The sequence below is a fragment of the Pseudoalteromonas rubra genome (genome assembly GCF_004212645.1).
In the GTDB taxonomy this organism is placed as follows: domain Bacteria; phylum Pseudomonadota; class Gammaproteobacteria; order Enterobacterales; family Alteromonadaceae; genus Pseudoalteromonas; species Pseudoalteromonas rubra_G.
Genome location: NZ_PPUZ01000066.1, coordinates 22,208 through 35,833, shown reverse-complemented (window position 1 = coordinate 35,833; position 13,626 = coordinate 22,208). Strand labels below are relative to the sequence as shown.

At 47.3% G+C, this 13,626-nt stretch carries 14 protein-coding genes; 10 read left to right on the top strand and 4 right to left on the bottom strand.

All coding sequences use genetic code 11. The annotated features are described in order from the left end of the window. The first annotated feature begins 184 nt into the window (after positions 1-184). From C3B51_RS19775 to C3B51_RS23650, 5 genes are all read left to right on the top strand, one after another. Positions 185-1,174, top strand: coding sequence for a hypothetical protein (locus tag C3B51_RS19775; protein WP_130246165.1), 990 nt, complete (start codon positions 185-187; stop codon positions 1,172-1,174). 96 nt (positions 1,175-1,270) lie between these two features. Beyond that, on the top strand, positions 1,271-2,011 hold the full coding sequence (locus C3B51_RS19770) for a ferredoxin--NADP reductase (protein ID WP_130246164.1): 741 nt from the start codon (positions 1,271-1,273) through the stop codon (positions 2,009-2,011). 118 nt (positions 2,012-2,129) lie between these two features. Continuing rightward, entirely contained in the window at positions 2,130-2,588 is a 459-nt protein-coding gene (locus C3B51_RS19765) for a nuclear transport factor 2 family protein (RefSeq protein WP_130246163.1), read from the top strand. A 146-nt stretch (positions 2,589-2,734) separates the two neighbouring features. After that, positions 2,735-3,067 carry a helix-turn-helix domain-containing protein gene (locus C3B51_RS19760; RefSeq protein WP_130246162.1) on the top strand — a complete coding sequence of 111 codons (333 nt, stop codon included), beginning with the start codon at positions 2,735-2,737 and terminating at the stop codon, positions 3,065-3,067. 510 nt (positions 3,068-3,577) lie between these two features. Beyond that, positions 3,578-3,715, top strand: a complete 138-nt coding sequence (locus C3B51_RS23650) for a hypothetical protein (protein ID WP_165389210.1) — start codon at positions 3,578-3,580, stop codon at positions 3,713-3,715. A gap of 61 nt (positions 3,716-3,776) precedes the next feature. Here the strand turns inward: C3B51_RS23650 and C3B51_RS19755 are convergent, their stop codons facing one another. Beyond that, positions 3,777-4,658, bottom strand: coding sequence for a tetratricopeptide repeat protein (locus tag C3B51_RS19755; RefSeq protein ID WP_130246161.1), 882 nt, complete (start codon positions 4,656-4,658; stop codon positions 3,777-3,779). Between the two features lie 124 nt (positions 4,659-4,782). On the opposite strand from C3B51_RS19755, the gene C3B51_RS19750 reads away from it, so the two are divergent. Together C3B51_RS19750 and C3B51_RS19745 are read left to right on the top strand one after the other, a co-directional pair. After that, positions 4,783-5,574: a substrate-binding periplasmic protein gene (locus C3B51_RS19750; RefSeq protein ID WP_240701936.1), complete on the top strand. Its 792-nt coding sequence runs from the start codon at positions 4,783-4,785 to the stop codon at positions 5,572-5,574. Positions 5,575-5,704: 130 nt separating this feature from the next. Next, the gene (locus C3B51_RS19745) at positions 5,705-7,195 is read left to right on the top strand and encodes a hypothetical protein (protein WP_130246160.1); all 1,491 of its coding nucleotides are present in this window, start codon (positions 5,705-5,707) and stop codon (positions 7,193-7,195) included. A 55-nt stretch (positions 7,196-7,250) separates the two neighbouring features. On the opposite strand, the gene C3B51_RS19740 is transcribed toward C3B51_RS19745, so the two are convergent. The 3 genes from C3B51_RS19740 to C3B51_RS19730 all read right to left on the bottom strand — a co-directional run bounded on the left by C3B51_RS19740 (position 7,251) and on the right by C3B51_RS19730 (position 9,423). Then, entirely contained in the window at positions 7,251-7,547 is a 297-nt protein-coding gene (locus C3B51_RS19740; protein ID WP_130246159.1) for a hypothetical protein, read from the bottom strand. Between the two features lie 153 nt (positions 7,548-7,700). Continuing rightward, positions 7,701-8,336 (bottom strand): response regulator, encoded by a 636-nt coding sequence (locus tag C3B51_RS19735; protein WP_125717222.1) that lies wholly within the window; start codon positions 8,334-8,336, stop codon positions 7,701-7,703. Next, complete coding sequence (locus C3B51_RS19730) at positions 8,329-9,423, bottom strand: sensor histidine kinase (protein WP_125717221.1); 1,095 nt, start codon at positions 9,421-9,423, stop codon at positions 8,329-8,331. The genes C3B51_RS19735 and C3B51_RS19730 overlap by 8 nt, the downstream gene beginning before the upstream one ends. A gap of 188 nt (positions 9,424-9,611) precedes the next feature. On the opposite strand from C3B51_RS19730, the gene C3B51_RS19725 reads away from it, so the two are divergent. From C3B51_RS19725 to C3B51_RS19715, 3 genes are all read left to right on the top strand, one after another. Next, entirely contained in the window at positions 9,612-10,385 is a 774-nt protein-coding gene (locus C3B51_RS19725; RefSeq protein ID WP_130246158.1) for a hypothetical protein, read from the top strand. A 193-nt stretch (positions 10,386-10,578) separates the two neighbouring features. Next, positions 10,579-13,233 (top strand): reprolysin-like metallopeptidase, encoded by a 2,655-nt coding sequence (locus C3B51_RS19720; protein ID WP_165389209.1) that lies wholly within the window; start codon positions 10,579-10,581, stop codon positions 13,231-13,233. After that, positions 13,223-13,576, top strand: a complete 354-nt coding sequence (locus C3B51_RS19715) for a hypothetical protein (protein WP_130246156.1) — start codon at positions 13,223-13,225, stop codon at positions 13,574-13,576. The genes C3B51_RS19720 and C3B51_RS19715 overlap by 11 nt, the downstream gene beginning before the upstream one ends. Positions 13,577-13,626: the final 50 nt, after the last annotated feature.

Below are 13,626 nucleotides of genomic sequence, written 5' to 3'. Positions count from 1 at the left end.
TTAAGCAAATTGGTATAAACTGGATATAATCCGCTGCGATTAAGTTGTGTATGCACCATGCTTCACGCGTCTTGGTCGGTGCTTTGTTACAGTGGGCGCTCCATGCGCTTGGTATCATGCGCAGCGCGCTCGGGCTTATTCACTGGCTCCGAACTGTGCAGGTTGATGATGATTAGGTTCAGATATGATGGCTTTTCCAACGATGTTACTGACCTGGGCGTTGGCTGTATCAGCACCGACAACCTGTACTTTGCCCATTGAATTACTTAAATCACAGGCAACTAACCAACCGAAGCGGGCAATTCAAACCTACTTAAAGCACAAACACAGCCTGCAACAACAGACTTGTACTGACACAGCACTGGCATATCGCTACATATTAATGGCCGCAACGCGCGAGCAAGACTGGCCCCTGGTCGAGGAAGTGGCCATAGCGCTCCAGTCGGTGCACTTGGCCTCAGAGTTGGAAGGTAAAGAGCTCAATATCATCAACAATATTGGCGTTGCTTATCGCAAAGCGGGCCAAACTGACGATGCACTTGCCCATTATCGCTGCGCTTTGACTTACGCCAGAACACACGATGCCAGAGCGCTCATTAAGATTAATATTGCAATAGTACATCGCAATGCCGGACAGCCTGCGATTGGCTTTCGCCTGCTTGAAGGCATCGAAGAAGGGTATCTGCCGAGTGTAATACTGGCCGGTTTGCACGTTGCTAAAGGCAACACGGCTTTGCAGCTTAAACACTACGACGAGGCTCAGCAGGCATATCAGCAGGCCCGCGATCATTATCTCAAAATGCAGGACCGGCGTAATGCCCAGGCCGTGGTCGCCAATATGCTGGTTGTGGCGCTGGCAACAAACAATCTGGCCGCCTATGATCAATTACGCCCGGAGAGTACATCCGATCCTCTTTTACTCACTGATCATGGTCTGCGCTTTATTCAATGGCTGGACACCTTCCGGTCATATAGTTCTGCTAATAATCTGAGTCGGGCACAGCAGCTGGCGCTGCAAGACACACAGGACATTGCAGCTGATTACCTGGAGTTTGTTGCGTTATTGTCGGCGCGTTTTGGTTTGAACCAGGATGTAACCCAACGCATCCTCAATAAAAGCCACCAATTACCCTTGTCAGGCGCCCTGGCTAAACACTGGTGTACGTCAATGTAGCGATATTGAAGTAACCAAGATGACATAAAAATTTGTTTTTACCTCACTTTATGCCAGATTTAAATGGCGGGCATAGCAAAATGATTGGGAGCAAGTATGGCGAACTGGGTGAATGGTAAAGTGGTCGAAAAGCTGTGGTGGACACCCAGCTTATTTAGTATCAAAGTGGCGGCTGACATAGACCCCTTTAGTGCCGGCCAGTTTACTAAGCTGGCTTTGCCTGTTGAGGATAAAAAGATCTCACGGGCATATTCGTTTGTAAACGCCCCTCAGGATCCACTCCTTGAGTTCTTTCTGATCGAAGTCCCGGATGGTCAATTGTCTTCTCCACTGGCCTCGTTAGACATTGGTGATGATATTCTGGTAGCAGGTAAACCCAGCGGATTCTTTACACTCGATGAAGTACCTGATGCCAGCGTGCTGTGGATGCTCAGCACCGGGACGGCAATAGGCCCTTTCTTGTCTATGATTGGTGAGGGTAAGCTCTGGAAGCGTTTTGATAAGGTTGTGTTAGTAAATGGCGTAAGGCATGCACAAGACTTGTGTTATCAGGAGATGCTGCTGGATACCGAGAAAATATTCAAACAATTTCAGTACGTGCCTTTGGTTAGCCGCGAACAGGTCGACAATACACTCTGTGGGCGGGTCACCAACCTGCTTGAAAACGACGAGCTGTGCCAGCACTGTGGTTTTGATGAGCTGCCCGCAGACAGCCAGTTTATGTTGTGTGGTAACCCGCAAATGGTGAAAGACACCAGTGCGTTATTGCAGACCATGGGCTTTTCACGGAATCGACGTGCAAAACCTGGCCACATTACGGTAGAGCAGTACTGGTGAGTTAATCGCTATGTATTGAGAGCTTGACACCCTTCTCGTGTGAATCTTGCCTGAACCTGTATTCTGTTCCGCGAATTTGCTATCTTGCAGGCCAAATTGTCCCATCAAAAGGTAATTTATGAAGTACCTCTTTTTGCTAATTGTCTTGGTTTATTCGGCTGTCGGGCTGGCCAACCCGGCGCTCGATGAACAGGCCAGTGATTACCAGCTTGCAAAGACTGAGCAGGAGTTAGCGGCTGAGGCCGTCGTTGATAAGCTTATCATGGCGTACAACGCGCAAAATATCCGTCAGTTCATAGAATTATACGCAGAAGACGTTGAGTTTTACATGTATCCACAAACGCTGATGTTTAAGGGTAAAGAAAAGCTTATTGAGCGCTATGGGCTGATGTTTAAGAAAATGCACTGTCTTAAAGCAACGTCGATAAAGCGAGTAACGCACGGCTCTATCGTCATAGATCACGAAACCTCAGAGATTTGTAGTAAAGAACCGGGTGTCGTTGATAAGCGCTCCGAGTTTGTAACCAGCTATCAAATTGAAGCGGGTAAAATTACAAAAGTGGTGTTTTTTCGCTAGAGTCGGTGTATCAAGTACTTGTGCATGATTTTCTTATATAGTTTCTGATTTTTCGCTCGGCTAGCTTTGAGTACCTCCCCAATCCAGCGTTAATTTACAGGTCAGGGTAAGTGCTAGTTAATTCAATCTTTACATTGGTTAATCTTGTGTTTATTATTCGTCCAAGAATAATAAACACTATCTATGTACAAGGATCTGGACGCAAGATGAGGAAAAGCGAGGTAAACAGACGTAAGCTCACACGACAAGCGCATAGAGAGGCCAGCACAGGTATAAGGACTCTTAGACTTGGCATGAAGCTAAGTCAAAAGGAACTTGGTAAAAAAATGAATCCATCTGTCGATCAATCTACCATTTCCAACTGGGAGTCTGGAAAAACTGAAATTTCGTTTGTGCAGCTCGTGGATATTTTGAGTATTTGCGGCACATCATTCGAAAGTTATTTTGGTTTCTTGAAGAAAAAAGACAGCGAGGATTAGCAGTGGAATATATCGCCTATATAAACTTACCAATTTGTCTCATAGCCCTTTGTTTCGCATGGCGCAATGTAAATGCTCGGTGGTTTTTGATATCACTTGCGGCAATTGAATTGATTGATCTTGCCATGTTGCCTATTGTTCAAGAGTGGAGAACACATTACTACCTTTGGGCTGTATTTATGAACATTTTGTTCTTTGTTGTAGTTTTGGGCAGGATGTTTTGGGCCAGACAACTTTATAAACTGACTGGTAGTAAATACTTTATAAAGTTGCGACTAGAGTATCAATTATCTCAACAAGAAGCGGCAATTTGCTTTCTTTTCCTAGTTTCACTTGTCATTAACTTGCTTGTGTGGTTCGAAATTCTTATGTATGTAAATTTCGTGATCGATACTCCTTACTTGTATAGTTATGTCTTGAACCCTATACAGTCAGTTTTGCATATATTAGAGTGTCTAGCGGTAATGACATTTATTACCAAATTACCCAAAAGCGATAAAAGGATGACCTATGACTATTCTAACTAATATGCAAGCCAAGCGTATTTTTGCTGGTGTAGGCGGAGGTACTGGTGGGGTTGGACTCCCTGACAGGCAGCGTGCCGAATTGCCACCAAAAAAAGATAAGTCTGTTAGTATAGGCGGTTAATACCGTATACTGTGCCGCAGCAAGACTGCTTGTGGCACAGTTCCTGTTTATAAATATGCCCCTACCAGTGTTCTACCAGCTCCTTAAAGCTTGGGTTGCTTTCCAGCACCTGAAATGATGGCTCGTGTGTTAGTTCGTTTTTCAGGTTGGGTGAGTAAGCCAGGGCCATTTTAATGTCGGCTATGGCATCTGCTTGTTGTTCCAACATGGCATAAGCACAGGCGCGTTGCCAATAGGCATAGCCGTAGTCGCTGTCTATTTCCAGTGCCTGGTTGCACAGGTTAATGGCCGGGCCGGTTTGCTCCAGCTCCAGCAATGCATCTGCCTTATACACCAGTGCCTCTACGTCATCAGGCTGGCGCTTAAGAATTTCGTCATACATTTCAATCTTACCTTGCATATCACTTTCCAGATTAGCCCGCATCCACAATGAATGGACCTCATTGGTGATGGTGATTTTTCGGTGGTTGTTGAGGATTTCTTCAGAGCGCTCTTTGAGCTTTTCCTCTAACGTGCCGAGCCTTTGCTCATACTCTGCCGTGATATCGCCGACCCGGTCATTAACGGTTTCTTCTACCTTATTTTTGATATCGCGCAGTGAATTCCAACCGGCCAAGACTAACAGCGAGGCGGTAGCGGTAATAATAAATAGCACGTTGTTGATGGTATCTGTGGTGTAGGTCAGTGCCCTGTCGGCGGCATCCAGCTGCTTGTGCGTGAGCTGCAAGGTGACATCTTCGCGTAATTTTTGCTGATCCTGCCGTAAAGATTTTAATTCATCCAGAACATAGCGTTCCATGAGCGGGCGATACATGGGCTCTTTGAGCTGCTGTAATGCTTGCTGTTGCTGTTGTTCAGTTAGCGTTGTTGTGGGTTGTGAGGCGTGTGCCGTAAGGGTACAGCATATCAGTAAAGAGACGAAAAGGAGGATATTTTTTAGCATAGCAGTGATCTGTTTGAGAGTTTGGTCTAGCATGTTGCATGAGAGGCTCGGAAATTGCAAAGTCTGCGGGTATAGTTGCGCAGGATCTGTTCGAGATGGCGGGTATTGAGGTTAAAAAGATTGCATGAGGTATTGCATAGTATTCAGGGGATTGTTTTTAACTTTGCTGGCATCTATGGTCATGCCGCCCGATTTGGCCGCTGCAGATCTAAAACCGCGTCCCGTGATCGTGCCCACATCAGAGCCAGACATCCAACTTCAGGTGGTCACCGAAGAATGGGTACCTTACAACTATACCAATCAACAGGGGCAGGTTGACGGGCGTGCCACCCAAAAAGTACACGAAGTGCTGGATGCCGCCGGGATCAGCTACGAAATCCAGGTGTTCCCCTGGACCCGTGCGATGAAAATTGCGCAAACGCAACCCAACACCATGATTTATTCAATTTTTCGAACGCCCGAACGTGAAGCTCACTTTGAATGGGCGTGCCCTTTGTTAAGGCCGGTCAAAGAGCACCTCTTTCGGTTAGCCTCCCGAAACGATATAAAACTCAATTCACTGGACGATGCCAAGCGTTATATAACCGCTTTGGTCAGAGGCAGTGTGGTCCATGAATACCTGCTCTCCAAAGGGTTTAAAGGAGGCGTCAATCTGGATTTGTCTGCTGACCCCAGCTCTCTGATTAAAAAGTTGCTGGCAGGGCGGGTGGACTTTCTTATAACCACTGAGTTCACCATCTATGAGGCACTGCGCCGGATAGACAAGCCCTATGAGATGGTGATTTCTGCGTTCGAGGTGCGTGACCGTTCAGGAGAGAGAGCCTGCATGGCATTTCACCCTGATACTGATAGCGAGCTCATCAATCAGGTGCGTCGAGCGCTGGCGGAGCACAATCGTCGCTATATTGGTCCTTAATTGGTTCTCTATTTACCCATCTTTTCAAGTTTATTGATGACTTCTTGAACAAACTTGACGTCTCTGTCACAGTGACAATGCAACACATGCTGTTTGCTATCAAATAAAAATATAATCAAGGAGTTAGAGTATGAGTATAGCTAGGTTTTTAATCCCGCTAGTAGGTTCCCTGATATTAATCATGGCCTTCAATACTAAGGCAATGACTTTGTCAGAGCTACACCAGATTAAAAAAGGTAAGTTTTTTCTCGCTGGTAACACACCGTATGAACCGGTTGTGAGTTTAGCACTTAAAACACGTGGCACAGGTGAATATAAAAGTACAAGTTCAAGCGAGCTGCAGTGGCGTAAAACGGCAGATGGACTCCAGGTCAGCCTCCAATCACCCGAGGTAATATGGGAGTTTAATGAGCAGGGAACGCTTTTTCGCGCTGAAACCTATCAATGGAGTGTACATCCTAAGGGGAGTGGTGAAGAAGTAACCTATATTCAGCATATGCGGGTAGTACGGCTGGATACTATGGAAGTGGTAGAGACTGAACAGCAGAGTTTTTCCGGCTTGTTATTATCGGCCAAAGCGATGGGCGAATGGCCTACTGATATGGCTGAGGGGGTCTGGTCGCTGCCAGCTGTTGATCATGTATACCAAGGCGAAGACTCGGTGTCTGTATTTGGTGATGTTGAAGCGCGCTTTTTTGCTGATGGGCGTGGCGAGATGACTCATTATGATAACAGCACCAGCCGCTTTAAGTGGCGTATAAGAGGAAATCGCTTGTCTCTAACGTACTGGCACAAGGGGGTGAAAAAGAAATTCGCATTCAGAATTGTGGAGTCGATCAAGGGTATTGGTCAACGTGTGATTGCTACTTTGCAGGATACGGATGGCTCTGCACCATTGCTTCGTACTGGGTTCATGGTTAAGCAACAGGACCTGCAATTCAATTATGACAATACGATAGGTGCCTGGCGCAGCGGCGATATTCGTTACGATTACTATGAAGATCATATCCATATTCCAAACTTGGCCTTCCCTGCATCCACTTGGACTTTTAACCAGAATGGGGAAATCGAACGGCAGAAGATAATACACCCGGAACTGGGTACAGTGGCGGTGTGTCCCGATGATACCTGCTATGTTTCTTGTGTTTTCAAGATGAAACTACTGGCGCGAGATGATAATACTTTATACATCTCATTTTCATCAGATTCTGAGCTGGTACCGCGCGGTCCTCATGTCTTTATGGGTAAAGCCGTCAAGCCTTTTCAGTTAGATAAGCAACATAGTGTTTCTGGTTTTAACTATAGCTGGTTGAATCAAACTACGTTGACGGTTAAGTCAGGGGACAAGTCTGAGCCTTACTTCTTCACATTGATGCCGACAGCTAATGGTGGGAGTGAGTATTTTTATTCAAAAGGCACGCCAAGGAACGTTCAGGGACCATTCTCTGTAGTGGACGGCAAGCTTCATCTTTCTGCTACTGATGGAGCGGTTCAGGTCGTTGAAATAGTGGATGCTAACCGCAAAGCGTTATCCGTTTGTCGCTACCCTCTTGGTAGCCAGTGTGGTGCCGGTGATGAAGCCACAATGGTATTTCACCACGGGTTAGAGCAAATTAAGTAAAAACGGAACCAGGCTGCTTTGCTAAGGAGCCTGGTTTTTATGGTTATCTATGGCCCTAAGCGGCTGTACTTGATAGAAACTGATATAAAGCGATGACCATCACAAGCGAGATCCCAACGAGCAGGTAAGGTGAACTTGTTGAGCGTTCGTTGGACTGAGCAACCAGGTGTTTTTCATACAGCTTGCGGCCATAGCCTGCATTGCCATCCAGGCGTGTTTGCGGGTAGCGGGGAAAAGCCAGAATACCCACAGTGGCGAACAGGGTGGCATTTATCCAATGTCCTTTTAGCAGTGTCAGCAATGCCAGTGTCAGTAAGGCAATGCCCGAGATCCATCTGATTAAGTAAGTCATAGTGCGTCCAATGCAATAATAAAACCAGCCTGTACTTTAGAGTTTGAGTTCTAATCTTGCAAGTGATTTGTTCCCAATATGAATAAATTACAGGTTTAACCTATTTTTCTCACTCATTGAGTAGGTTATGTCTCACATTTTGGGTTTTTAGTGCTAATCGTGTTGCTGTACCAGGCCCAGTTCTACCGCTTTGAGCGTGGCCTGAGTACGATCTCTGACCTGAAGTTTGCTGAGCAAATTAGAAACATGGTTGCGGATTGTCCCTTGTGCTTTAAATAGTCGGGCTGCGATTTCTTTATTTGAAAGCCCCTGTGCGATGAGTACGAGTATCTGCTTTTCCCGCTCAGTCAGTTCATCCAGCACTGACTGAGCGTGTTTAAATACATTACTCAGGGCATTCTGGATAACCAGCTTGCCGTTATGCACAGCCCCAATGGCCGCTTCCAGCTCCTCCAGCTCAACGTCTTTTAGCAGGCAGCCGTTTGCACCCAGTTGCAGCGCTTGCTGCAGTTTTGAGGTGTCGTCAAAGGTGGTCAGGATCAGCACTTTGGGGACTGCTGGTAATACACTGAGGCGCTCCAATACGCCAATCCCATCGAGCTCGGGCATACGCATATCCAGTAATACAACATCCATATCGATCAGGCCTGCTGTATAGTCGTTGATAAAAGCCAGGCCATTTGCAGAACTGCTGTTGCATTCGATACTGTCGCACAACCCCAGTAGTGCCTGCATGCCCTGTCGGACGAGCGCCTGATCATCAACTAAGTGGACTTTTATTTTATTCATTAACAGGTGTTTCCTTAAAACTAACTTGTACAACAAAGCCTTCCGGTGAACTTTGCCAGGCAAAGTCACCCTTGAGTTCTCTCACCCGCTCTTGCAGACCGAGTAAACCATTGCCGGGCTCACTGTGTTTGGCTCCCGTGCCATTATCAGTAATCTTCATCCTAAAATCCGCTGCCGCAGAGGGGCCAAATTCAATATGAAGCTTGGTGGCATTGCTATGTTTGAGGGTGTTTGTGATGCTTTCCTGACAAGCCCGCAAGATACAATGCGCATGGCTCAGGCTTTGCGTAACAGGGTGCGGCTGGAACGTCAGCGAAATTTCGATTCGGGGCACGTGATGGATAAGCTCGGTCAGAACCGTTTCCAGATCAAGTGGCTGCTCAGTACGTTTATCGCTGACCAGTGTACGGATTTTCTCCAGAGTTTCACGCGCAAGTGTATAACTTTGTTGTAGCTGAGATTTAAGTGGTTCTTGGGCTGTTCTTCTGGCAACGTCAAGGTTAACAATCAGGCTGGTTAGCTGGTGGCCCACATCATCATGCAGCTCTCTGGCTAAATGAAGTCGTTCTTGTCTTGAAACCGATTGTCCCAGCAAAGACTGGGTGGCCAGCAACTGACTATTGGCCAGCTGAGCCTGCTCTTTCGCGGCCCGTTCCTCACGCATTCTGTGGCTTACTACAAAAGAGAATAAGTGAAAGGAGGCAAATAAAGCGGTCTCTACCCAAGGCAAAGGTTGCGCCCAATACAGCGTTTGAGTTAATGGATAAGCAAGGCTTGCAAAGAAAATGTAGCAGTAAGACTGCATCGGTGACAAATAAAAGGTCAATATGGCAATGAGCATGACACTGTAAATAAGATAAACCGATGAGGGCAACATAAAGCCTGCGCACTGGATCAGTACGGCCATCACCGCAAGTAGCCAGTACCTAAATGTATAACCATAGCTTTGCTGCGACTCATTAGTCACCAGCAAAATAAGAGGCAACAACATGAGGTGTGGTAGCCAGGTCCACGCCGGTGCCTGAGACAGCGCAAGCAGGCTTGGAATGGCAACTGCACACCAAGTGACAAGTGCTGTTATAAGCATAGAGGGTTGATATTGAAAGTAAGACCGCACAGTAAAATCATAGTTTGTATTGATATCCTGTACTTATATCAGATCCGAGTAAGAAAGACAGCATGACGAATGTCATGGTGTTTTAGTGACAATCGTGACATGAAGAGCGAATGGCTTTTCCCTATTCTGAACCAACATCAATTCGGGAGTAAAATGTCATGCAACACTTTCATCAATTTTCACTGTTCATCCACATCATAGTGGGTAGCTGTACGCTGCTGTTATTCTGGGCACCTGTTTTGGCAAAAAAGGGGGGTAAGGTACACAATCTGTCGGGCAAAGCCTATGTGTATGGTATGCAGCTTGTCGCATTTACAGGTATTTTATGCTGTGCACTGGTTTTGATTGACCCTGTTGCCATTTATCAGGGGGCGTATGAACGGGCACAAAATCAGGCTGAGTTTATCCAAAACGCGCGTGGGCGGGCCTGCTTTCTGCTTATGTTGTCTTTCCTTGTTTTGACATCCGTTGTACACGGCACTCGTGTGCTTAAAGACAAAGCATCTCGTCAGTCATTAAGACGCCCTGATATGCTGTGCAGCTACCTTGCTTTATTGTGCAGTGCGCTCTATGTAGCTTATCTGGGCGGCCAAAGTGGTCAGATATTATATCTGGCATTCAGCGTTATTGGCATGCTAGTGGCGATTAAGATGATGCGTTACACATTTGCACCCATAGTGCAGCCTCGGCAGTGGGTGATTGAACACCTGAGTGCCATGATCGGCTCAGGTATCGGGGTGTATACGGCATTTAGCGCTGTGGGTGGCCGATATTTACTCGTTGAAATATTGGGTGAGCAGGCTATTTTAATGGCGTGGCTGGCACCTTCTGTGGTGGGCACGCTGGCTCTGGTCGTCGCGAAACGCAAATATCAACAGCGTTACCGAATTGCAGGCAAAGGAAAGTCTGCAGCTCAGGCTGAGGCACTCTAGGAATTTTATTCTCTTTAAAATCAATATTTTTACTGTTCAGATAAGTGTGCCTGAATCTACCAGAGCGTGTGAGTTGTTTAGGTACATTTGTCAATCCTGAGATAAAGCGCCGCCAAATGGGTGCGAACCGTCTATGCTTGTAATTATGTGGTCAAATTATGACCCAAATGACAACAATTCGACGGGGCTACCTATGAATAAACTCTCACTGATATGCCTGATGCTGCTTTTTACCTGCCACAGCGCGCTTGCAGTGCAGTTAATCGACCAGACCCACTGGACTGTGCTTGAACGTGATAGCCAGCTCAAGCGCACGCATACTGAGCAATATCTGGAGCTCGACTTAGCCTCCGTCAGAGCAAAGCTGGTGGCCGCAAGTAAGCTGGACATGGCATTACCACTGCCCAATGGTGAGTTTGTCACCTTTCGTCTTGAACCCAGCCAGGTAATGGCACCGGAGCTTGCAAACAAATACCCGGACATCATGACCTTTAAGGGAGCACAGCTGGGTGAGCCCAGCAACTTTGGCACCTTTGACCTGTCACCTAAAGGATTTTACGGGATGTTTGAACATCAGGGAAAAACAGTTTATATCGATCCACAGCCCGCATCTCATAGCTACCGTAGTTATTACTTTACCCCAACCGAGCAGCATACACTCGCAGCTGATATGAAGCGTCATCCACCGATCCGTTTTCCCGGTATATCAGATGCTAGGACAAATAAACCAGAGGGTCTGATGCAAACCAGCCAGATTAGCGAGCGGATAGTCTATCGTCTTGCGGTTGCGGCTACGGGGGAGTATACGGCTTATCATGGAGGCACGCGGGCTTTGGGCTTGGCAGCCATAGTCACTATGGTTAATCGGGTGAATCAGGTGTATGCCCGAGATCTCGGGGTAACTTTTCAGCTCGTTGCCAATAACGATCTGATTGTGTTTCTGGATGCGCAGACCGATCCATTTACCAACACAGATCAGGACATTGACGGGGATGTTATATCTCAGGCGATAGAAAGCGTAATGAGCGACGCAGATTATGATATTGGCCACCTGGTTGTCACAACCGGAGGCGGGGTTGCGGGGCTTGGTGTGGTTTGTACAACCCAAAAAGCGTCAGGCCTGACAGGCAGTCCGCAACCTGAGGCAGATGCCTTTTATATTGATTATGTCGCCCATGAAATTGGTCATCAGCTTGGTGCAGAACATACCTTTAATGGTTTGGTAGGGGCGTGTCAGGGGAACCGCTCAGGGTTATCTGCCTACGAGCCCGCCAGTGGATCGACCATTATGGGATACACAGGTATTTGTGGGGAACAGGATTTACAACTAAACTCAGACCCGTTTTTTCATTTACATTCCATAGAACAAATGGTGGAGGTAACACGTCAGGGCGTAGGCAACACTTGTGGCACTCGCACCAACCTGAACAATCAAAGCCCGGTTGTTGATGCTGGCGAGGATTTTACGATCCCTGCACGCACACCATTTACGTTAACGGGCAGTGCGACTGATTCTGACTCCGATACTCTCAGCTTTAGCTGGCAGCAATTTGACTTAGGTACTGCGACCAATAGCGCCAGTCAGGATGCGATTGACTCTGGCACAGGGCCACTGTTCAGAGTCTTTAATCCCACCATGGGCCCCAGCAGGACCTTTCCCAAGTTGGTGGATATTCTGACTAATAGCGTTGCATATGGAGAAGCCTACCCGACGACAAACAGAACCTTAAATTTTCGACTGGCAGTCAGAGATGGGCAGGGCCATGTAGCAAGCGATACAATGCAAGTGACTGTGGTTAATTCTGCGACCGGATTTAGGGTGACACAACCGGACAGCAACAGCCAGTGGCTTTCCCAAACCCATACGGTAACCTGGGATACTGCGAATACTCAAAATGCTCCTGTGTCGTGCAGCAGAGTGAGTATCAGCTTGTCAACAGATGGAGGGGTGAACTTTGGCACTTCGCTGGCGAATGGGGTTGATAATGATGGAGAGCAGGATGTGGTCATCACGTCTGCAATAAGCACTGACTCAGCACGCGTCAGAGTCAATTGTACCGATAATGTCTTTTTTGCAATCAGTTCGGGCAACTTTACGATTAACTTTGATGGTCCGCCAGCCGCCATCAAGCCGGTGTTTGTATCTCAACAAGTGCTGTCGGTTGCTGAAGATCAGCGGATACAGATAAAAAAAGAAGACCTTAATTTTGAATTGGGTCTGGCTGTGGATTCAATTACTTTGCTTCCCGGCGATAATTATACTCTTACAGATCTAACCGTGTCCCCGAGTGAAAACTACAACGGGGAACTGCAGATATCTGCAATTGCAACAAAAGATGGCCAAAGTAGCGAGGCGTTCACTATCAAGGTGACAGTAACGGCTGTCAATGATGCGCCGGTGGCACAAAATGATACTGCCGATGTAGCCTTCCAGGCTGAGCAAGTGTTGCTATCTGTATTGGACAACGACACTGATGTAGATAACGACCCACTGAGTATCTCGTCGGTAGACTATCAGGGCAGTGGCACAGTGACTATTGCACAGAACGGCTTGGTTTATACACCCGGCAGTGCGTTTTCTGGCACAGACACCATCACTTACACAGTGAGTGATGGCAACGGAGGTAGCGCAACAGGCCAGGTTACACTAACAGTCGCGGCCGCCCCCGTAGAACCGGAGCCAGAACCTGATCCGCAGCCAGATCCTCAGCCTGCTCCACAGCCAGAAACACAGACACCAACCCAATCGCTGGATGACGGCGGCTCGGGCGGCAGTTTATTTATGATGCTCTGGTTATTGATTGCGTGCGTGTGCATCAGGGTCGGAGTAAAGCAATATGAAGGATAAACTCACCGTCGCGGGGGCCTTTTTTAGTGTGGGTCTGACTATGGGGTGTCAGGGCATGAATAAACAAGAAGCCAATGCAGATGATGCGCTTGCGCAAGCACTTACTGAGGCCATCGACAAGCAAGACTTTCGGCTGTTCTACACGACGGGCCGTCGGCCCGTCGTACCGGGGTTTGAGCAGTTGACATTTAAAGATCTGGAAGCGCGTTGTGGCGTGAAAGCTATGCCCGGTACTGGGGATACCTTACGCAATGAAGCTGATAAAGCCGCACGCACCGAGGCTTATCAGTACGCCAAAAACTATAACCTTAAAATGTATGATGCGTGCTTAAACAAGCGCTAAAAGACGGCAAAACGACACTGGCTATTGCAGTGCCATGATACCATCTATGT